The 21,199-nt window shown below is 51.9% G+C and carries 16 protein-coding genes; 14 read left to right on the forward strand and 2 right to left on the reverse strand.

Annotated features, from left to right (window positions below):
* Positions 1–26: 26 nt before the first annotated feature.
* On the forward strand, positions 27–599 hold the full coding sequence (locus CAFE_RS18050; protein ID WP_066644045.1) for a TetR/AcrR family transcriptional regulator: 573 nt from the start codon (positions 27–29) through the stop codon (positions 597–599).
* The gene (locus CAFE_RS18055; RefSeq protein ID WP_156991392.1) at positions 596–1,678 is read left to right on the forward strand and encodes a radical SAM/SPASM domain-containing protein; all 1,083 of its coding nucleotides are present in this window, start codon (positions 596–598) and stop codon (positions 1,676–1,678) included. Before CAFE_RS18050 ends, CAFE_RS18055 begins: the two co-directional genes overlap by 4 nt.
* Positions 1,679–1,726: 48 nt before the next feature.
* On the opposite strand, the gene CAFE_RS18060 is transcribed toward CAFE_RS18055, so the two are convergent.
* Positions 1,727–2,872, reverse strand: coding sequence for a cysteine desulfurase family protein (locus CAFE_RS18060; protein WP_156991393.1), 1,146 nt, complete (start codon positions 2,870–2,872; stop codon positions 1,727–1,729).
* Positions 2,869–3,324 (reverse strand): ribonuclease HI, encoded by a 456-nt coding sequence (gene rnhA / locus CAFE_RS18065; RefSeq protein ID WP_066644048.1) that lies wholly within the window; start codon positions 3,322–3,324, stop codon positions 2,869–2,871. The genes CAFE_RS18060 and rnhA overlap by 4 nt, the downstream gene beginning before the upstream one ends.
* A 386-nt stretch (positions 3,325–3,710) precedes the next feature.
* Here rnhA and CAFE_RS18070 point away from each other — a divergent pair, with 386 nt between their 5' ends.
* The 12 genes from CAFE_RS18070 to CAFE_RS18125 all read left to right on the forward strand — a co-directional run bounded on the left by CAFE_RS18070 (position 3,711) and on the right by CAFE_RS18125 (position 21,192).
* A complete protein-coding gene (locus CAFE_RS18070) occupies positions 3,711–5,996 on the forward strand; it encodes an RNase J family beta-CASP ribonuclease (RefSeq protein ID WP_321173030.1) in 2,286 nt (761 codons plus the stop codon).
* 32 nt (positions 5,997–6,028) lie between these two features.
* Positions 6,029–8,008: a DHH family phosphoesterase gene (locus CAFE_RS18075; protein ID WP_066644049.1), complete on the forward strand. Its 1,980-nt coding sequence runs from the start codon at positions 6,029–6,031 to the stop codon at positions 8,006–8,008.
* Positions 8,009–8,019: 11 nt separating this feature from the next.
* The gene (gene rplI / locus CAFE_RS18080; protein ID WP_066644050.1) at positions 8,020–8,469 is read left to right on the forward strand and encodes a 50S ribosomal protein L9; all 450 of its coding nucleotides are present in this window, start codon (positions 8,020–8,022) and stop codon (positions 8,467–8,469) included.
* A gap of 40 nt (positions 8,470–8,509) precedes the next feature.
* Positions 8,510–9,874, forward strand: a complete 1,365-nt coding sequence (dnaB, locus tag CAFE_RS18085; RefSeq protein ID WP_066644051.1) for a replicative DNA helicase — start codon at positions 8,510–8,512, stop codon at positions 9,872–9,874.
* Positions 9,867–11,240 carry a tRNA lysidine(34) synthetase TilS gene (gene tilS / locus CAFE_RS18090; protein ID WP_166525183.1) on the forward strand — a complete coding sequence of 458 codons (1,374 nt, stop codon included), beginning with the start codon at positions 9,867–9,869 and terminating at the stop codon, positions 11,238–11,240. Before dnaB ends, tilS begins: the two co-directional genes overlap by 8 nt.
* A gap of 14 nt (positions 11,241–11,254) precedes the next feature.
* Positions 11,255–11,794 carry a hypoxanthine phosphoribosyltransferase gene (gene hpt, locus CAFE_RS18095; RefSeq protein WP_066644233.1) on the forward strand — a complete coding sequence of 180 codons (540 nt, stop codon included), beginning with the start codon at positions 11,255–11,257 and terminating at the stop codon, positions 11,792–11,794.
* Between the two features lie 76 nt (positions 11,795–11,870).
* Complete coding sequence (gene ftsH / locus CAFE_RS18100; protein ID WP_175391672.1) at positions 11,871–13,745, forward strand: ATP-dependent zinc metalloprotease FtsH; 1,875 nt, start codon at positions 11,871–11,873, stop codon at positions 13,743–13,745.
* A 106-nt stretch (positions 13,746–13,851) separates the two neighbouring features.
* Positions 13,852–15,831, forward strand: coding sequence for a DNA gyrase/topoisomerase IV subunit B (locus CAFE_RS18105; protein WP_156991396.1), 1,980 nt, complete (start codon positions 13,852–13,854; stop codon positions 15,829–15,831).
* A 43-nt stretch (positions 15,832–15,874) separates the two neighbouring features.
* A complete protein-coding gene (locus CAFE_RS18110; RefSeq protein WP_066644054.1) occupies positions 15,875–18,100 on the forward strand; it encodes a DNA gyrase/topoisomerase IV subunit A in 2,226 nt (741 codons plus the stop codon).
* Between the two features lie 236 nt (positions 18,101–18,336).
* A complete protein-coding gene (gene secG / locus CAFE_RS18115) occupies positions 18,337–18,585 on the forward strand; it encodes a preprotein translocase subunit SecG (RefSeq protein WP_066644055.1) in 249 nt (82 codons plus the stop codon).
* A gap of 150 nt (positions 18,586–18,735) precedes the next feature.
* Positions 18,736–20,841, forward strand: a complete 2,106-nt coding sequence (gene rnr, locus CAFE_RS18120; protein ID WP_066644056.1) for a ribonuclease R — start codon at positions 18,736–18,738, stop codon at positions 20,839–20,841.
* A 90-nt stretch (positions 20,842–20,931) separates the two neighbouring features.
* On the forward strand, positions 20,932–21,192 hold the full coding sequence (locus tag CAFE_RS18125; protein WP_156991397.1) for a DUF2508 family protein: 261 nt from the start codon (positions 20,932–20,934) through the stop codon (positions 21,190–21,192).
* The last annotated feature ends 7 nt before the right edge of the window (positions 21,193–21,199 follow it).

Consider the following 21,199-nt stretch of genomic DNA (forward strand, 5'->3'; position numbering starts at 1 on the left):
TTTAAACACGTTTAACAGGAGGAGACATGAAGGAGAAAGAAGACCTGAAAAGCCAGCTGATTTCAGCGGCGTCGGACCTGCTGCGCGAAAGCGAGGATCCGACGGGAATTACATCCCGCCAAATTGCCGCAGCTGCCGGGACGAACGCAGCGATGATCAATTATTATTTCGGATCAAAGGATGAGCTGCTGACAGAGGCGGTAGGCAAGGTGATTGAATCGGAAGCGGAATGGTTCTATGCCCCGCCGGATTCAATGGAATCCCCCAAAAAGGCTTTGCGGAACATATTGCTTCATCTGTCGCAAATGGTACTGCATTATCGTCGGTTCTCGAAAATTTTTATTCCGCATATTCTGCTCGAAGATGAAATCGTCAGCCCCGTCTATCTTCTTCCCCTGCTGCGAAAACATTTCGGAACGAAAAAAAGCGAAGTGGAATGCAGAGTCATTGCGTACCAGATGATTTCCTTTTTGCAGCTCGTGTTTTACCGTTCCGACGCATTCCTGCGTTATGCGGGGATCAATCTGACCGACGAAAGCGCCTGTGAAACTCTGATCGATCTGGAAATGGACTTATTTTTACCGGAGGCGAAAGTATGACTGATTTAGCGGAGTACATGAATCAAGCAATTGGCGAAATTATTTCATCCGCCCTGCGGGCCAGCCTGAGAAATCCGAAAGAAAGCAGGTTCTTGCTTCATGCCGGCTCAGCACAGAAAAAAGCGGCGGAGCTTCGCGGCAATTATGAAAAGAACGGAACCCATGTTCCGCCGTTTCTCATCGCCAGCATCACCCAGAAATGCAACCTTCACTGCGCAGGGTGCTATGCGAGGGCAAACCATTCCTGCATGGATCGTCCGGCAATAAATGAAATGAACGCCGAACGCTGGGACGAAATTTTCCGTGAAGCCGAAGAACTCGGAGTCTCCTTCCTATTGCTGGCCGGCGGCGAACCTTTGACCCGTGCGGACATCCTGAAGGCGGCGGCTTCTCATCAGAATCTGATTTTTCCGTTTTTCACAAACGGGACGCTGGTTCGGGGGGAACTTCTGGACCGGTTTGACCGCAGCCGGAATCTGATTCCGGTTCTCAGCATTGAGGGGAACAGGGAACATACGGATATAAGGCGCGGAAAGGGAATTTACGATATGCTTGCGGAAACCATGGAGCAGCTGAAAAAACGCGGTATTTTTTATGGAGTTTCCATCACCGTCACAAAGGATAACTTATATCAGGTTACCGATCAGGAATATTTGAGCCTGCTTAAGCACGCCGGGTGCGGCCTTGTGTTCTATGTTGAATATGTGCCGGTCGAATCCGGCTCCGAACAGTTGGCGCCCGGTGAGCGGGAACGGATTTTGCTTGAGCAAAGGCTTGACCGCCTGCGGGAAGAATTTCATTCGATCATCTTCCTCTCTTTTCCGGGTGACGAAAAAGCGCTGGGCGGCTGTCTTGCGGCGGGGCGCGGGTTCTTTCATATCAGCGCCATGGGTGCCGCGGAGCCCTGTCCGTTCTCTCCGTTTTCCGACACCAGCGTTCTGTCCGGCGGCCTGAAACATGCACTTGACTCCGGACTGTTCAGAAAGATCCGGGAAAGCGGAATCGAAACTGCGGAGCATGCGGGCGGATGCACCCTGTTTGCAAAAGAAAAAGAAGTCCGCGCCCTGCTCGGTAAATAAACCGATTTACAGGGAGCGGACAAAATAAGTCAGTTCCACCTTTCGAACTTACTGGGAAGACAACGAACGTACCCGCATGATTACGTCTGGCAGAATCTGCAGAATCTCATCCACTTCCGCTTCGGTATTCTGACAGGAAAGCGTCAGGCGCAGGGAACCGTGTGCCAGCGGTTCCGAAAGGCCGATCGCGCGCAGCACATGGCTCGGCTCCAGCGAACCGGCCGTGCAGGCGGAGCCCGCGGAGGCGCAGATTCCGTTTTGGTCCAGCAGAAGAAGAAGGGCTTCTCCTTCCACCTGCTCAAAGCTCAGGTTCACGTTTCCCGGAAGGCGTTTGACGGGATCGCCGTTCAGCCTTGTGCCGGGAATTTTCAGCGCCCCTTGAATCAGCCTGTCGCGCATGGCCGTCAAACGGTCCGCACAGGCTTTTCTGTTTTCACAGGCTTCCTTCAGGGCCACAGCCAGCCCGACAATTCCCGCGACGTTTTCCGTGCCGGCGCGCAGGCCGCGTTCCTGCGCGCCGCCGTCCATCAGGCCGGAAATGCCGGCGCCCTTTCGGATATAAAGGGCGCCGACGCCTTTCGGACCGTGAAATTTGTGCGCGGAAAGAGAGAGAAAATCCACATTCATCGCTTTTACATCCAGAGGAAGAATTCCGGCCGCCTGAACCGCGTCCGTGTGCAACGGGATGCCGGCGCCGCGGCAGAGAGCCCCGATTTCCGAAATCGGCTGAATGGTTCCGATTTCATTATTTGCGGTCATAACGGTTACCAGCGCGGTCTCCGGGCGGAGCGCGGCCTTTAATTCCTCCGGCCTTATGATTCCATCCTCATGGACGGACAGCGCCGAAACCGTGAAACCGCCGGATTCCAGTGACCGAAGAGAATGCAGCACCGCGTGGTGTTCGAATTCAGAGGTAATCAGGTGCGTCTTTCCGGTTTCTTTCCCCTTTTTCGCTGACATCTTAATCGCCCAGTTGTCGCTTTCAGAACCGCCGGAAGTGAAAAAAATTTCATCGGGACGCGCGTCTAAGCAGTCGGCTACGGTTTCTCTTGCCGATTCGAGCGCTCTTTTTGCCCGGCGGCCCGACGCGTACAGGCTGGACGGATTTCCGAATTCCTTTGAAAAATACGGAAGCATCGCCTGCAGTACGGAATCGGAGACGGGAGTCGTCGCCGCGTTATCCGCATAAATCATGTTGCAGTGCCTCCGTTTTTATGCTTCTCTGTTTCTGCGACCGCCATGCGGTCGCAAAGTTCGTTTTCAGGGTGTCCTGCATGCCCTTTTACCCAGTTGACCGTCACATGGTGCGTCTCAAGAAGACCGAGCAGGATTTCCCATAAATCGCTGTTCAGAGCAGGCTTTTTGTCGGCCTTGATCCAGCCGCGTTTCTGCCATCCTATGGCCCAGCCCTTGGTGATTGCATCGCAGACGTAGCGGGAATCGCTGGTCAGGATCACCTCGCAGGGTTCGCGCAGTTGGCGCAGCGCCTCGATGACGCCGGTCAGCTCCATTCTATTATTTGTGGTTTCGCGTTCGCCCCCGCTCAGCCTTTTTTCGTGGCTGCCGTAGCGCAGAACCGCGCCCCAGCCGCCCGGTCCGGGATTTCCGCTGCACGACCCGTCCGTAAAGATCTCAACCCGCTTCATCCTATCACCATAAGTCCTTTGATTTTTCTGTTATTATAGCACAAAGGAGGGGCACATACAAATCGCGGGGAAAGACGGTATGAAACGTTTTTTCATTTCTTTCATTTGATTAGAGAGCGCAGGATTGGTCATAATAAAGTCTGCGGAAAGAAAACTGTATTGACAGTCTTTGTGAATCAAGGTACAATAAATAAGATATTAGTGTCCGGATTCAGCGATTCACGGGTTATTCCCGTTTATTTAGCACATAGAGAAGCATTTAATACATTTTTGCGCGGGCCCGGTGCAGCGTAAAAGGTAAAATGAATAGAGGTAAACCAGATTCGTTTGACCCGATTGTCGACGGATTTTAATGGTTGTGCCCAAAATATGATGGAGGTCATTTTGTGACAGAAAAACAATTAAATAAGAGCACTAGCAGCTCGGCTGGCCGTCAAGGCGCTGAAAATCAAAACACCGAAGCCGGCAAGGAAAAACGTCCCGAACTTTATCAGAAGATCACGCCGCCTCAGCTTCCGGTGCAGAAGAAGCAGGAGCAGCAGCAGCGTCCCGCCGCAGCCAGACAGGGCAGACGAAGAAGCACCCAAAAGCCCTCTGCTGCACAGGAAAACGGGGAACGTCAGAATACGGAACGCCAGAATAATGAACGCCAGCCTCAGACACGCCAGCCTGCTCAGACAAACCAGCAGGCTTCTGGAAAACAGATTGCTGCCGACGGAAAGCAGCAGGCTCCTGGAAAACCGATTGCTGCCGATGGAAAGCAGCAGGTTCCTGGAAAACAAATTGCTGCCGATAGACAGCAACAGGCCGGACCAAAGGAGAAGAAGGGAATCCGTCCGCTGAACGGAGAAAAGCAGCGCGGCGGAAGGCAGAAAAACGGTGCGAAGCAGCAGCCCCTTACGGCGATTCAAAAAACCGTACAGCAGTATTTGACGGAACAGGCGGCAAGAGAGAAAAAAGAAGCCGCCGCACAGAAGAGCAAACGCGGACGCAGGGGACGTCAGAATCAGAAGAAACCGTCGATCAAAGCCTATTTCCTTGGCGGATTGAACGAAGTTGGTAAAAACTTTACGCTGTTTGAATGCGAAAACGATATGGTGATCGTGGACTGCGGCATGGCTTTTCCGGACGGTGATATGCTGGGCGTTGATCTTGTGCTTCCGGACTTCACATTTGTGGAACGCAACGCCGAAAACATCCGCGGCATTATTTTAACCCACGGCCATGAGGACCATATCGGAGCACTGCCTTATCTGCTGAAAAAGGTGAATCTTCCGATTTACGGCACGCCGTTTACACTTGCGCTGATCAACAGCAAATTAAAGGAACACGGCCTTCAGAATTCCGTGAAGGCTGTTGTCGTCCAGCCGGGCGAGCACGCGCAGCTTGGCTGCATGGATATCGAATTTATCCATGTCAACCACTCCGTTCCCGACGCGGTTGCCGTTGCTATTCATTCCCCGGCCGGAGTAGTCGTCCACACGGGCGATTTTAAAATCGACTGTACACCCGCGATGGGTAAAATGATTGATTTGGGTCGTCTTGCTCAGCTTGGCAACGAGGGCGTCCTGGCCCTGTTCTCCGATTCCACCAATGCGGAGCGGCCGGGCTTTACAAAGTCGGAAAAAAGTGTCGACAGCTCCTTCGACATGCTGTTCAAACGCGCGCAGGACAGCCGTATTATCATTGCAACCTTCGCCTCCAATGTGAGCCGCGTTCAGCAGATCATTAACTGCGCGGTTAAATACGGGCGCAAAGTGGCTTTGTCCGGCAGAAGTATGGTTAATGTCATGACGATCGGCGTGGAGCTTGGATATCTCGACGTCCCGCAGGGAGTGCTGATCGACATTGACATGATCAACCGTTATCCGAAGGAACAGATCGTTCTGGTTACAACCGGAAGTCAGGGAGAACCGATGAGCGCCCTGACCCGCATGGCATTTGCCGACCACCGCAAAGTGGAAGTAGGTCCGGGCGACTTTATCATCATTTCCGCTCGCCCGATTCCCGGAAATGAAAAAACAATCGGAAATGTGATCGACGAGCTGATGAAGCGCGGCTGCCGCGTTGTTTACGAATCCATGTATGAAGTGCATGTTTCGGGCCACGCCTGTCAGGAGGAACTCAAACTGATGCAGGGAATCGTAAAGCCCAAATATTTTATTCCGGTTCACGGCGAGCAGAAGATGCTGCGGAAAAACGCGGACTTGTCCTATGCCATGGGGAGGGACCCGAAAGACGTCTTTATCGGCGATAACGGCGACGTTGTCGAGCTTAACGAGGATTATATGAAACGCCTTGCTCCGGTTCCGGCCGGTCGGATCCTGGTAGACGGCTTGGGCGTCGGCGACGTGGGAAGCATTGTTCTGCGGGACCGCAAGCACCTTGCCGAAGACGGGCTGATTGTGGTTGTCTGCACCATTTCCTGCACGGATGGTCACATCATTTCCGGCCCGGATGTCGTATCCCGCGGCTTTGTCTATGTCCGTGAATCCGAACCGCTGATCGACGAGGCCCGTGATCTGGTTTCATCCGTTTTGCAGGAATGCGCGGAGAACAGAATTCACGACTGGGGAACGCTGAAAACTCGAATTAAAGACGAGCTGTCCCGTCTTCTCTACAATCGTACGCGCCGCAGCCCGATGATTCTGCCGATTATTATGGAAGTATAGCCATCCCGGATCGGTTTTAAGGGGTAATCAGTTTGAAACGAAAAGTATGGGCTTCTTCTCCTGTCTTTTTTGTCATTTCAGCAGTTTTGCTGCTGACGGCCGGTATCAGCTGGTTTTGGAACATCGTTGTTTTTACAGCGGAAATCACTCTCGCGGCTGCGTCCATTGCAGCCGTGCTGATTGCCAACAGGCATTTTAAAGCGCATATCGCCTTCGCCTTCAAAAGCGTGGGGGAAGTTTTAACCGGCGACAGGTATCGTTCCCTGCGTCAGTTTGCGCTTCCTGTTGCGGTGATTGGCGAAGCGGGAGACATCATCTGGGTTAACGACATGTTTCTTGATCAGGTCAGCGCGAACCGGGAATGCCGCGGCGATAACATTCTCAAATTTATTTATCCCGCAACAACGGAACAGGTTCTTTCAGCCGGCGGCACGGAGGTTACGTTTGGCTCCCGACAATATACGGTGTTCGGCATTCGGACAGAAGCGGGAAGCGTCCTGTACTTTCTTGACGACACGGCTTTTCAGGAGATCAGCCGCAATTATGAGGAAAGCCGTACCATAGTCATGCTGGCCAGCTTTGACAACCGGGAGGAGCTGACCCGGGATTCCAGCTCCAGTGAAGAAACAAGAATTGCTTCGGAAGTGGAAGAAGTACTGGCTCGCTGGGCGCAGGGGCTGGGCGGTTTTCTGAAACGCATGAGCAGCGGGCGGTATCTGATTTTGACCGACGAAGCGCACCTGCGGACGGAGATGAAAAAACGGTTTCCGGTTCTTGATTCCGTGCGCGCCATCAAGGCGGGAGACCGGCTGAGCGCGACGGTCTCGGTCGGCGTGGCCCGCGGAGCAAAAACTCTGCAGGAAGCGGACGACTGGGCCAGAAACGCTTTGAACATGGCCCTTGGGCGCGGCGGAGATCAGGTCGCGGTCAAGCAGGCCAACGATACATACGAGTTTTTCGGGGGCCTGTCCAACGGGGTGGAAAAGAGAGACTCCGTTCGCACTCGTGTTTTCGCGGCGTCCATCTCGGACGATATCAAAGAAAGCGACGTAGTTTTTGTCATGGGGCATAAATATTCCGATCTGGACTGCGTCGGCGCGGCGATCGGAATGTGGAACGTAGCCTGCAAAACGCTGCGCCGCCCTTCCTATATCGTGTTGAATCTGACGCAGAGCCTTGCCTCCCCGCAGATTACCGCACTTCAAAACGCGTATCCCGACGAAAAGATCTTTATGTCGCCGCAGGAAGCGCAGATGCTCGCAACATCAAGAAGTATGCTTGTGGTTGTCGATACTCATTCTCAGGATTTCGTTGAGAGTGCCGAGCTTTTGAAGACGGTGCCGCGCGTGGTGGTCATAGACCACCATCGAATGATGGTTCGCCACATCGAAAACGCCCTGGTTTTTTTCCACGAACCGTATGCCAGCTCCACCTGTGAAATGGTGACGGATCTTCTGCAGTATATCGGGGACAGCAAGCTGACCCAGACGGAAGCGGAGGCTTTGCTTTCCGGCATCATGCTGGACACTAAGAATTTTGTGCTGAAAACGGGGGCACGTACGTTTGAGGCGGCGGCGTATCTGCGCCGGAAGGGAGCCGATACGGTCAGCGTCAAGCGTATGTTTTCCGATTCCATCGACGCTTACAAGGCAAAATATAAAATTGTTTCCAATGCGGAAATATTCGGCCGCTTCGCCGTGGCTTCCACGGAACATGAGTTTCCGGATATTCGGATCGCGTCCGCGCAGGCAGCCGACGAGCTGCTTTCCATTCAGGGAATTGAGGCGTCCTTTGTGCTGTTCCCGGCGGGGGACGTCATCAATATTTCGGCCCGTTCCCTTGGGGACGTCAATGTTCAGCTGATTATGGAGACTCTGGGCGGCGGCGGCCATCTGACCATGGCGGGCGCTCAGCTGAGCGGCCTTTCGGTATCCGAGGCCCGTGACCGGCTCATCGCGGCGATCCGCGATTTTACAGAGAAAGCATCCAATCATACGAACGAAAAGTCATAAGGAGGTACCCGATGAAAGTAGTATTACTTCAGGACGTGAAAGGCAGCGGCAAGAGGGGAGAGCTGATTCAGGTCAGCGACGGTTACGCCAGGAATTTTCTCCTTCCGCGCAAGCTGGCGAAAGAAGCGAACGCGCAGGTAATGAGCGAGCTGAAAAGCGCCGAATCCGCCAAAAAATGGCGTATTCAGAAAGAAATGGAAGACGCTCAGGCCGCCGCTGCTTCCATCAGCGGAAAAACAGTGCGCCTGTTTGCAAAAGCGGGACAGGGAGGAAGGCTTTTCGGTTCCATTACGGCGAAAGAGGTGGCCGACGAACTGAAGAAGAGCTTCCATGTGGATGTTGATAAACGCAAGATCGCACTGGATGGAGATATCCGGGCGTTCGGTACCTATGAGTGCGAGGTAAAGCTGTATTCCGGAGTAACCGCCAAAATTTATGTTTTGGTTGGGGAACAGCAATAAACGGATATAAAACGCCGAAATTTAAAAAGGGGGAAGTAAAATGGAACCGATGCAAACCGGCGCCTATGCAGGCCTGAATTTGCCGTTCAGTCCGGAAGCGGAACAGTCCGTGCTCGGCGCGGTTTTGCTGGATTCTTCCTGTCTGGACCGCGTCGCGGAAATCCTTCCCCGTCCGGAATATTTTTACCAGACCAACAACAGCCTGATCTATTCCTCTATGCTGGAACTGTTCACTCAGGGCCGACCGGTGGATTTTATCACGCTGCTGGAAAAGCTGCGGCAGACGGAAGGCTTTGAGGAAAACGGTGGAAAAACCTATCTCCTTCAGCTGGCGCAGCTGGTGCCCTCTATTTCAAATGTGGAGACCTACGCCAAAATTGTCCGTGATAAATACGACATTCGCACACTGATCACAACGGCGCGCGACATTGTTGAAGAAGCCTCTTCCGGCGCCGCTGATTCCGCGACTTTGCTTGACAGCGCGGAACAGCGTATTTTCGACATCCGGCGCGGCAAAAACATGCAGGGCCTGCAGCGGATCGACGAGATCATTGTCAATGAATTCGACCGTCTGGATCTTCTCAATTCTCCGGATGCTGACCTGTATAAAGGAGTTCCGACCGGGATACGGGAATTGGACGAGACCATCACGGGCTTGAATCGTTCCGATTTTATCCTGCTCGGCGCTCGCCCCGGCATGGGCAAAACCAGCTTTGCCCTGAATATTGCCCGCCACGCGGCGCTTAAGGCAAAAAAGCGCGTCGCTTTTTTCTCTCTGGAAATGAGCAACGAGCAGCTTGTTTCCCGCCTTTTATCCACGGAAGCGCTGGTCGAGGGGACAAAGCTGCGTACGGGAAAGCTGGGCGAGGACGAATGGGTTCGCTTGATTGAAGCCGGCGATATTCTTTCAAAAGCGCAGCTGTACTTTGACGACAACCCCAGCATCACCGTGCCGGAAATCAAGGCGAAACTGCGGCGGCTGCGCGACGTCGACCTGGTTGTGATCGATTACCTGCAGTTAATGACCGCGTCCATGAGAATTGACAATCGCGTACAGGAAATTTCTCAGATTACCAGAAACCTGAAAATTATGGCGAAGGAACTGAACGTGCCCGTGCTGACGCTTTCTCAGCTGGCCCGTGACAGCGAAAAACGGACCAATCACCGCCCCGTTCTTTCGGACTTGCGCGATTCCGGATCCATTGAGCAGGACGCGGATATCGTCCTGTTTTTATATCGGGACGAATACTATCAGGATACCGGCGGGCCTTCGGAAGACGGGGACCGCAACCAGAGCGAGTGCATCGTTGCCAAAAACCGTCATGGTCAGACCAAAACGGTGCCGCTGCACTGGCAGGGCGAATTTATGCGCTTTACCGCCCAGGAGGTTGTTCGCAGTGAATGACCGGATGAAAAAACTGGAACAGAAAATTGAAGATACCATTTTGGAAGAAAAAATGCTGCCCGAAGGCTGTCAGATTGTCGTCGGATTTTCGGGCGGCGCCGATTCCATGGCACTGGTGCACTTTCTGCTCGGCTATTCCAGAAAGCACGGAATGACCCTGACCGCCGCCCACGTCAACCACGGCCTTCGCGGCGCGGAGTCTGACGCGGATGAGGCGTTTGTCGCCGCGTGGTGTTCGGCGAATCATGTCGGCTTGAAGGTCTTTCATGCCGACATTTCGGCGCTGGCCAAAAAAAGTTCACAGGGATTGGAAGAATGCGGGCGGAACGTCCGCTATACTTTTTTCCGCAGCCTTTGCGGGCCGGCCGGCCGGATCGCCACCGCCCACACCCTGACCGACAGCGCCGAAACAGCGCTGATGAATCTTGCGAAGGGGACCGGGCCGCGGGGGCTTTCCGGGATTCCCCCGGTCAGAAATGAAATCGTGCGTCCGCTGATTCGCGTGACAAGAGAAGAAGTAGAGGCCTATTGCCGTTATTACGGCCTCGACTTTGTCACGGACAGTTCAAACCTTTCGGAAGAATTTGCGCGCAACCGTATCCGTCACGGCGTGACGCCTGTTTTTCGGGAACTGAACCCCGGCTTTGAACAGGCGTTTTTCAGAGCCGCGTGCCTGCTTCGGCAGGATGAGGAATATTTACAGAAAATCGCACGGACCGGGCTGGAACAATCAATCGACGTCTGCGGCGGCTATTCCATCCGAAAGTTAAAGGAACAGCCTGATTCCATCCTTTCCCGTATGATTTTTCTGGCGGTTCGGAAGCAGACCAAAGCCCGTCTCGATTATAACCATGTTGCTTCTGTCATGGCAATGATCCGTACCGAGCGCGGGAATATGACCCTTCCCGGTGGAATACAATGCCTTTCAAACGGCAATACTCTTTTTGTTCATTCCGAAAAAGAGCGATCTGTTCCGTGGCGGGTTCCGCTGCAGCTTCCGGATACCTATCTTCCGGACGGGAGGACGATCTGTATCCGTCCGGTATCTTTCAAGAGAAAAAATGATGAGAAAATTAATAATTTGTTATTTAATAATCGAATCAACTATGATACAATATTGAATACTAATAGTTTTATTCGAAACAGGCTGCCCGGCGACCGGTTTTGCCCCGCGGGGCGGGGAGTCACAAAAACTTTGAAGAAATTATTAAACGAACGGAAAATTCCGCCGTTTCGCCGCGGCAGACTTGCGGTTCTGGAACGCGGCGGAGAAATTCTGTGGATTGAAGGAATCGGCCCGTCGCAAAGCGCCGCGGTTACAGACCGCACCGAACGGGCGGCCGAAATAATCATCAAGGAGTGCTGAAACCCGTGCATCAGATGACCGATGACATTCAGGAAGTATTATTCAGTGAGGAACGGCTTGCCGAGATCGTTTCAAAAATGGGGGCCAAAATCAGTGAGGATTATAAAGACAAAAACCTTTTACTGGTCAGCATTTTGAAGGGTTCCGTTGTATTTATGTCCGATTTAATGCGTTCCGTTACGACTCCGTGCAGCATCGATTTTATGGCGGTTTCCAGCTATGGCTCCGGCATGAAAACTTCCGGTGTCGTCAAAATCATTAAGGATCTCGACATCAACCTGAAAGGGTATGATGTTTTAGTTGTGGAGGACATTTTGGACAGCGGCCTTACCTTAAGCTACATACTGGAACTTTTGCAGGCGCGTGAGCCAAAAAGCATCCGGCTTTGCACGCTGTTTGACAAACCGGACCGCAGAACCGTCGGCATCAAGGCGGATTATGTTGGGACGGTTGTTCCGGATGAATTTATTGTCGGGTATGGCCTTGACTATGATGAAAAATACAGGAACCTACCGTTTGTCGGGATTCTGAAACCGGAGGTTTACGGAGGCTGACCCGCACAGGGGAGGGCCGATTCCTATAAGGAGTGAAATTTGTTTGGACAACAGAAAGACCGTAAAAAATATTGCCATGTTTTTGGGCATACCGATCCTGCTGCTGGTTTTGCTTGCAATGGTTTTAAACAATCATTCTGATAAAACCTATAATTATTCTGAGATTCTGTATTACTTTGAGGACCAAAAGGTTACGGATTATTCCCTTGATCTTGGCAGCGGCGAAATGATTATCCATCTGAAGGACAAAACTCAGATTTCTTATGTTGCGCCGAGCACCGCACAAATGGTCGAAGATATCCGTCCTTATGTGGAGCAATACAATTCGGAGCACCCGAATGCCCGGATGACCTTTAACTGGAAGAGGCCGGCTGAAACCACATGGCTGTCCAGTCTGCTGCCGATGCTGCTGACGCTGGCCGTGATGCTTTTGTTCTGGTGGTTCATGATGAAACGCCTGAACACCTCCATGGGCGACGCCGGTAAGCAGATGAATTTCGGCAAGGCGAAAATCAAGCAGATGGCTGACGAAAAGCGGAAGACCACATTTGCCGATGTTGCCGGAGCGGACGAGGAAAAGGAAGAACTTCAGGAGATCGTGGAATTCCTGAAGAATCCCCGCAAGTACAACGAGCTGGGCGCCCGCATTCCGAAAGGCGTGCTGCTCGTGGGCCCTCCGGGTACCGGTAAAACCCTGCTTGCCCGTGCGGTCGCGGGAGAAGCGGGCGTCCCGTTCTTCTCCATTTCGGGTTCCGATTTTGTGGAAATGTTTGTCGGCGTCGGCGCGTCGCGCGTACGCGACCTGTTCGATCAGGCAAAGAAAAATTCGCCCTGTATCATTTTTATTGATGAAATCGACGCCGTGGGACGCCAGCGCGGCGCGGGTCTCGGCGGCGGCCACGACGAACGTGAGCAGACGCTGAACCAACTGCTGGTTGAGATGGACGGATTCGGCGCGAATGAGGGCGTGATCATGATCGCCGCGACAAACCGCCCCGATATTCTTGATCCGGCGCTGATGCGTCCCGGCCGTTTCGACCGCCAGATCATGGTCGGTTACCCGGATATCAAGGGCCGCGAGGCAATCCTGAAGGTCCATGCGCGCGGCAAGCCGGTTGCCCCGGACGTCGACCTGAAAACCATCGCGAAATCCACCGCCGGATTTACCGGAGCGGACCTCGAAAACCTGCTCAATGAATCCGCGCTGCTTGCGGCGAGAAAAAGCCTGAAGGCCATCACCATGGATGAAATTGAGGAGGCCACGATCAAGGTTGTGGTCGGCACCGAAAAGAAGAGCCATGTCATGACCGATAAAGAAAAGAAAATTACAGCTTATCATGAAGCGGGTCATGCGGTGGCAACATTTTATTGCCCCACACAGGACCCTGTGCATCAGATTTCCATTATTCCGCGCGGTATGGCAGGCGGCTATACGATGCAGATTCCGGCGGAAGACCGCGCTTACCGTTCCCGCAAGGAAATGGAAGAAGACCTTGTTGTCATGCTTGGAGGCCGTGTTTCGGAAGCGCTTACACTCGACGATATTTCGACCGGCGCCTCCAACGACATTGAACGCGCAACCAAACTGGCGCGCAGTATGGTGACAAAATACGGGATGTCGGACGAGCTTGGTCCCATCACCTACGGACAGGATGAAGGCGAGCCTTTCCTCGGGCGGGATATGGGACATATCCGGAATTACTCGGAGGATACCTCTTCCGCGATCGACCACGAAATTAAACGCCTGATGACGGAGGCCTATAACAAGACGGAAGACATTCTCAGATCCCATATGGAAAAACTCCATGAAGTTTCAAAATATCTGTTTGAAAACGAAAAGATGAGCGGAGAAGAATTTGCAAAGATGATGAAGGGTGACCCCGAACCGTCTCCGCAGGATGGAATCACACCCGGCGCTTCTGCCGGGCATATGGTCGGAGAGGCCGGCTGAAAAGGTCAATAAAAATCAAGGGGAATGTAGCTGCATTCCCCTTTTGACTGCCTCTTAAAAAATTGGAAATAAGTTCATGAAAATACAATCTTAGGGAGGCCCCTGAATGGCACGAAAACAGGCCTATGGAAATGAAAGCATTTCTTCTCTGAAGGGCGCTGATCGCGTTCGGCGGCGTCCGGCCGTGATTTTTGGTTCGGATGGAATCGAAGGATGCGAACATTCCATATTTGAAATTTTGTCAAATGCGATTGACGAAGCGCGAGAGGGCTTCGGAAAACAAATTACAGTCACCAGGTACATGGACCGATCGGTGGAAGTGGAAGACCATGGGCGCGGCTGTCCGGTAGATTACAACCCGAATGAAAAGCGCTATAACTGGGAACTTGCTTTTTGCGAGCTTTACGCCGGAGGGAAATATAACAACAGCGAGGACGAGAGCTATGAGTATTCGCTGGGCTTAAACGGCCTCGGCCTCTGCGCCACGCAGTATGCCTCCGAATATATGGATGCGGATATTCGCCGGGACGGTTTTCGTTATAGGCTGCATTTTGAACACGGCGAAAATATCGGCGGACTGCAAAAGGAAGAATACAAGGGGAAAGACACCGGCTCCCGTTTTCGCTGGAAGCCTGACTTGCAGGTGTTTACGGATATCGACGTGCCCGTCGAATACTACATGGATATGCTCAAGCGTCAGGCAATCGTCAATGAAGGAATCACATTCCTGTTCCGCAGCCAGACCGAAACCGGTTTTGATACAACCACATTTCTCTATGAAAACGGAATTGCGGATTACGCGGGGGAAATCGCAGGGAACGACGCCCTGACTCCGGTTCAGTTCTGGCAGTCGGAACGCATGGTGCGCGACCGGTCGGACAAGCCGGAGTATAAAGTGAAAATAAACGTTGCGGTTGCTTTTTCCAACCGCAACCGCTTAATTGAATACTACCACAATTCCAGCTGGCTGGAACACGGCGGTTCCCCGGATAAAGCCGCCCGGAATGCGTTTGTTTATCAGATTGATTCCTATCTTAAACAGAACAATAAGTACAATAAGAATGAGAGTAAGATTAATTTCGCGGACGTCGAGGACTGCCTGATCCTGATTATCTCCTCCTTTTCCAACCGCACGTCCTATGAAAATCAGACGAAAAAAGCGATTACGAACAAAGGAATTCAGGAAGCCATGGTCGAAATGCTTCGCCATCAGCTTGAAGTTTATTTTATTGAGAATCCCGCCGACGCGGAAAAAATCGCGGCGCAGGTGCTCATCAACAAGCGCAGCCGCGAGGACGCGGAAAAAACAAGGCTGAACCTGAAAAAGAAGCTGACCAGCAGTCTGGATTTAACGAACCGGGTCGCGAAATTTGTCGACTGCCGCAGCCGGGATACCGGCGAACGTGAAATATTTATCGTGGAGGGCGATTCCGCTCTCGGCGCATGCAAGCAGGCCCGCGATCCGAATTTTCAAGCGATCATGCCGATCCGCGGCAAAATATTGAACTGCCTGAAGGCCGATTACGATAAAATCTTTAAAAGTGAGATCATAACGGATTTAATTAAGGTGTTGGGCTGCGGGGTTCAGGTGAAGTCGAAAGCCAACCGGGAGCTTTCCTCCTTTAATATCAAGCTTCTGCGGTGGGCCAAAATCATTCTTTGCACCGACGCCGACGTGGACGGATATCAGATTCGTACGCTTCTTCTGACCATGCTGTACCGGTTGACACCCGCGCTGATTGAGGAGGGCAAGGTCTTTATCGCGGAATCGCCTCTCTATGAGATTCAGGCTAAAAATGAAACCTATTTTGCTTTCACGGAACGTGAGAAAGAAGAATTTTCGGAAAAGCTGAAAGGTCAGAAATTTTCCATTCAGCGGTCGAAGGGCTTGGGTGAAAATGAGCCGGATATGATGAACCTTACGACCATGAATCCGGCGACACGCCGGTTGATTAAAGTGCTTCCGGATGAGGCGGAGCAGACGAGCAGAGTGTTTGACCTTCTTTTGGGCGACAATCTGGAGGGCAGAAAAGATTTTATCGCTCAAAACGGCTCTCAATACATTGATACATCGGATTTAAGCTGAGTGCTTGATTAAATCCCAACGAAATGGTGGTGCGGCAGAACACATGCCAAAAAAGAGGAAAGAACCCGTCCGCGGAACCGGTGCGCACGGCGTGATCAATCGCGCGGGCGAAACTGTTGAAGAAAGAATCACGGATACGCTTGAGAAGAATTACATGCCCTATGCCATGAGCGTCATCCTTTCCCGAGCAATTCCCGAAATAGACGGCTTTAAGCCGTCGCATCGAAAATTGCTTTATACCATGTATAAAATGGGTCTGCTGGGGCCTGGCAGGACCAAGAGCGCCAATATCGTCGGTCAGACCATGCGTTTGAATCCGCACGGCGACGCTCCGATTTATGATACGATGGTGCGCCTGAGCCGGGGGTATGAGGCCCTGCTTCACCCTTATGTGGATTCCAAAGGCAATTTCGGCAAGTTTTATTCCCGTGACATGGCTTACGCGGCCTCCCGTTATACGGAGGCCCGGCTGGACAACCTCTGCGAAGAGCTGTTCCGCGATATTGACCGCGATACCGTTGATTTTGTCGACAATTACGACAGGACTATGAAGGAGCCCACACTGTTGCCGGCAACCTTTCCAACCGTGCTTGTCAACGCAAACACGGGGATCGCCGTCGGTATGGCAAGCTCTATCTGTCCGTTCAATCTGGCGGAAGTCTGCAAAACAACAGCGGCTCTGCTGAAAAACCAGCAGCACGATATCTTCTCTACGCTGCTTGCGCCGGATTTCCCGGGCGGCGGGCAGATTCTGATGAACCGGGACACTCTGAAAAAAATTTATGAAACGGGCCGCGGCTCCATTCGGGTTCGGTCACGATATCGCTATGACGCGGATGCAAACTGTATCGACGTGGTGGAGATTCCTCCTACCGCGACGGTGGAAGTAATCGTCGAAAAGGTCGTTGACTTGGTCCGGCAGGGAAAAGTGAAGGAAATTTCAGACATCCGAGATGAAACGGGTCTTGACGGCCTGAAAATCACCATCGACCTGAAACGGGGAACAGACCCGGATAAGCTGATGCTGCGCCTGTTTAAAATGACGCCGCTGGAGGACAGCTTTTCCTGCAACTTCAACGTCCTTGTCAATGGAACGCCGCGCGTCATGGGCGTTCGGGAACTGCTGAACGAATGGAGCAAATTCCGGGTCAAGTGTGTTCGCCGCAGGACGGAATACGACCTGAAAAAGAAGCAGGAAAAGCTGCATCTGCTCAAAGGACTTCAGGCAATTCTGCTTGATATTGATAAGGCGGTGGCCATTGTCCGTTCGACCGAAGGGGAAGAGGAAGTAGTTCCCAATCTGATGATCGGGTTTGGCATTGACCGCACACAGGCCGAGTATGTTGCCGAAATAAAGCTGCGCCATCTGAACCGCGAATACATTATGAAACGGACCGAAGAAACGGCGCAGCTGGAGCTTGAGATTGCAAAGCTGCAAAAAATATTGGGCAGCGAAGCGGAAATCCGCAAAATTATATGCAACGAGCTGAATCAGGTGGCGGAAAAGTACGGAAAACCACGGCGGTCCGAACTGATTTATCCGGGCGAGATCGAGGAATATGACGAGGAAGAGATTCCTGATTACCCGGTTAACCTGTTTCTGACGAAAGACGGCTACTTTAAGAAGATCACACCGCTTTCGCTGCGGATGGGCGGAGAGCAAAAATTAAAGGAAGGCGACGAGGTCGGCCAGCATATTGAAAGCACAAACTCGGCCGAGCTGCTGTTTTTTACGAACCGGTGTTCCGTTTATAAGGCGAAAGCCTCTGATTTTCCGGATATGAAAGCAAGCGTGTTAGGCGAATATATCCCGGCAAGGCTCGGGATGGAGGACGGCGAAACGCCGGTTTATCTTGCGGTCACGACGGATTATGCCGGTTTTATGATGTTTTTTTATGAAAACGGCAAGGCGTCCAAGGTTGATCTTACTTCTTATGAAACAAAAACAAACCGACGCAGGCTGGTAAATGCCTACAGCGATAAAAGTCCTCTGGTATCCTGTACAAAGGTCGAAGAGGACCGGGAATTTCTGCTGGTATCTTCTCAGGGCAGAATGCTGTTGTTGCATTCGGGCGCAATCCAGAGCAAAACAACCAGATCGACCCAGGGCGTGGCGGTCATGACGCTTAAACGGAGCGCCAGACTGCTCCGCGCGGACCCGTACCGGGAAGGGTCCCTGCAAAAGCCGGACCGTTACCGTAAAACGATTCCGGCAGCCGGCTCCATGCCCGCTGCGGAAGATACCCAGGGCGAACAGATGACTCTGTGAAATAAAAAACGCCGCTGAAAAACCAATAGCTTTTCAGCGGTGGGACAATTCGAGCGGCAAACGCAAACCGAAACGTAAACACTTTTCTTTGTCCATGACATAGAGTTTCCTGATTTGAGGGCCATTATTCATTTTTCTGTCTGTTTTTCAAAAGATATCCGGAACACCCCTTGCAAACGGACTCTGTTTGTGATACCATTTTAAATAAGGAATTGTAAAGATTTTGGAGGTATTTTATGTCAGTCGCCGAGATTATATTAGGAATAGTGCTAATGCTTTTTTCCGTTGCGATAACAATCGTCGTATTACTGCAGGAAGGCCATGAGCAAAACGTCGGTGTTGTCACCGGCGGTGCGGATACATTCCTGACGAAAAACAAGGCGCGGTCGGTAGACGCCTTTCTGGCCCGCTGGACGAAAGTTATTGCGATCGGTTTCTTTTTGCTTGTTATTGCAATTAATGCTTATTTATTCTTTGTAGCTTAAACAGATGCAATTTCGCCCCGCTTGGCAAAAGCGGGGCGTTTCTCATTTTACTCGATGATTGGGAATAAGATGACGACATCTGTTTTCTGTTAATCGCCGTACTTTTGGGAAATGATAATTATTATGAAATGATTGACCGGAGGAAATAATTTGGAAGAAACAAAAGATAAAATTATAAAATGTTTAAATAAAATTTCTCAGAGTATCTCGTCGCGCGACTTGCTGAAACGAGTCAAAGCAAATAAAAACGATTATTATAAAGCCCTGGAAGAACTGGAGAAAGAGGGCAAAATTACTCTCAGCAAGAGTCGGAGAATCCGTAAAGTAAGAGAAAAATCAACCGTTGACGCAACCATTGTCTCGCTTTCAAAAGGCTTTGCTTTTGCCCGGCCGGAGAGCGGCGGGAATGATATTTTTATCCATGCCGATCATCTGAAAAGTGCATTTATCAAGGACAAAGTACGGCTTTATCGAATCAGACAGAGTCCGAAAGGGCCCAGCGGAGAAGTCGACTCCATTTCTGAAAAGAGCAGCCGGATCATCACAGGAACCCTCAACAAAGGAAGAGGAACGTGCGAAATGGTTCCGGACGACGCAATCCGCTATCCGATCCGGGTCGTTCAGAACGTGCCCCGCAATGCGAAAAACGGCGATAAAGTGCAGGCGAAGATCAGCAGGCAAAAGAATTCTTCCGAGCTCCAGGCTGAAATCGTTAAGATTTACGGAAAATCGAACAGCGCGAAAATTTGCGCGGACGCGATACTGGATCAATACGGAATTCGCACGAAGTTCGAAAAGGAAATACTGGAAGAGGCGAAACGTGCATCTTCGGCCGGCATTTCCGAAAAGGACCTGAAAGGAAGACTGGACCTGAGAAAGCTTGCGATCTGCACCATAGACGGCGCCGGCGCAAAAGATCTGGACGATGCCGTCTCTGTCAGCAAAACGCAAAAAGGCTTTCGGCTTGGCGTTCACATTGCGGATGTTTCCCACTATGTGCGGGAAGGCGGCGCTCTGGACCAGGAGGCGTTCGAGCGCGGAACATCCGTTTATTTCGCCGACCGGGTCGTTCCGATGCTGCCGGAGGAGCTTTCCAACGGGGCGTGTTCCTTAAATGCTGGGGAGGATAAACTGACCTTTTCCGCGATCATCGACCTAAGCTCGCGGGGAGAGATTTTATCCTACCGCTTTCGAAAGAGCGTGATTTGCTCCCGCGTTCGCGGTGTATACTCAGAAGTGAACCAGCTGTTTTCCGGTCAGGCAGGCCGAGAGCTGAAAAAGAAATACTCTCCGGTGATCCGTTCTTTACATGCGGCGAAAGAGCTTGCGGAAATTCTGAAGAAACGTTCGGGAGAAAACGGGTCTTTTGATATAGAAAGCACGGAGTCCGAGTTTACTTTGGATGAAAAGGGAGTCTGTGTGGACGTTCGTCCCCGTAAAAGCGGAGAAGCGGAACAGATGATTGAGCAGTTGATGATTACGGCAAATCAGGCTGCGGCGAAACTGGCGAAATCAAAGGGAATCCCATTTGTGTACCGGGTTCATGAACAGCCTGACCCGGAACGGGTACAGACGCTGATCCAACTGGTCGAGGCGGTAGGCTTGAATTCACGAACCCTGAAGAAAAAAGGGGAGCTCACAGCCGCCGATTTCGCAGCCGTGCTGGACCAGGCCAAGGATACCCCGATTCAGAAAATTATTTCGCATCAGCTGCTTCGAACAATGGCAAAAGCACGTTACGATTCGCAGCCGATCGGGCATTTTGGGCTTGCGTTGGAGGATTACTGCCATTTTACCTCCCCAATTCGAAGATATCCGGACCTCGCGATTCACCGTATCCTGACGGCACTGCTGCTGGGCAAGGATGCTTCTCAAATCAGCCGCTTCCAAAATTTTGCGGCCGGCGCCGCAAAAGCATCCTCGAATGCCGAAGTGCGCGCAATGGCGGCGGAACGGGATACGGAAGACTGCTATATGGCTGAGTATGCCGGTCAGCACATTGGTGAAATTTACGACGGCGTGATCAGCGGGGTAACTCAGCGCGGCATCTTTGTGGAGCTTGCCAATACTGTGGAAGGCTTTGTGCCGGTGGACAGCTTTCAGAACGCCGCGTATCAATTTGACGGCATGATCACTCAGGTTGACCGAAATACCGGACATAAGCTGACGATTGGGCAGCCGTTGCGAATTCAGGTTGCGGCTGCGGATGTCGCCGGAGGCCGTATTGATTTTATTCCTTGTGAAAATCCGGATTAATTTGGTGTTGACTCCCTATACTGCATAAAAAATGGAATAAATGCCCATCCTACTGACATAAGTATGAAACCGGAAGGCGGAATTGTTAGTATGGAATCGGTATTAAAGCTATTGCAGCACACCACGGACTGTGAGGAGGTACAAAACGGTCTGGATCAACAGCAGATCATTGATTCAATCCGAGACGTTTCCCGCAAGTTGGCATATAACGAATGCTGGTTTCAAACGGAATCCGACGAGAATCTGATTGATGCGTGCATCTATCAACGGGAAGAATTAAAATCCCGGTATCGTTATTTGCTCAAACTGGCGAAACAGAAGGGTGTTAACTGCGCTTCCTTCCAGAAATAAGAAGCGG

This window comes from Caproicibacter fermentans, from assembly GCF_009746625.1.
In the GTDB taxonomy this organism is placed as follows: Bacteria; Bacillota; Clostridia; order Oscillospirales; family Acutalibacteraceae; genus Caproicibacter; species Caproicibacter fermentans.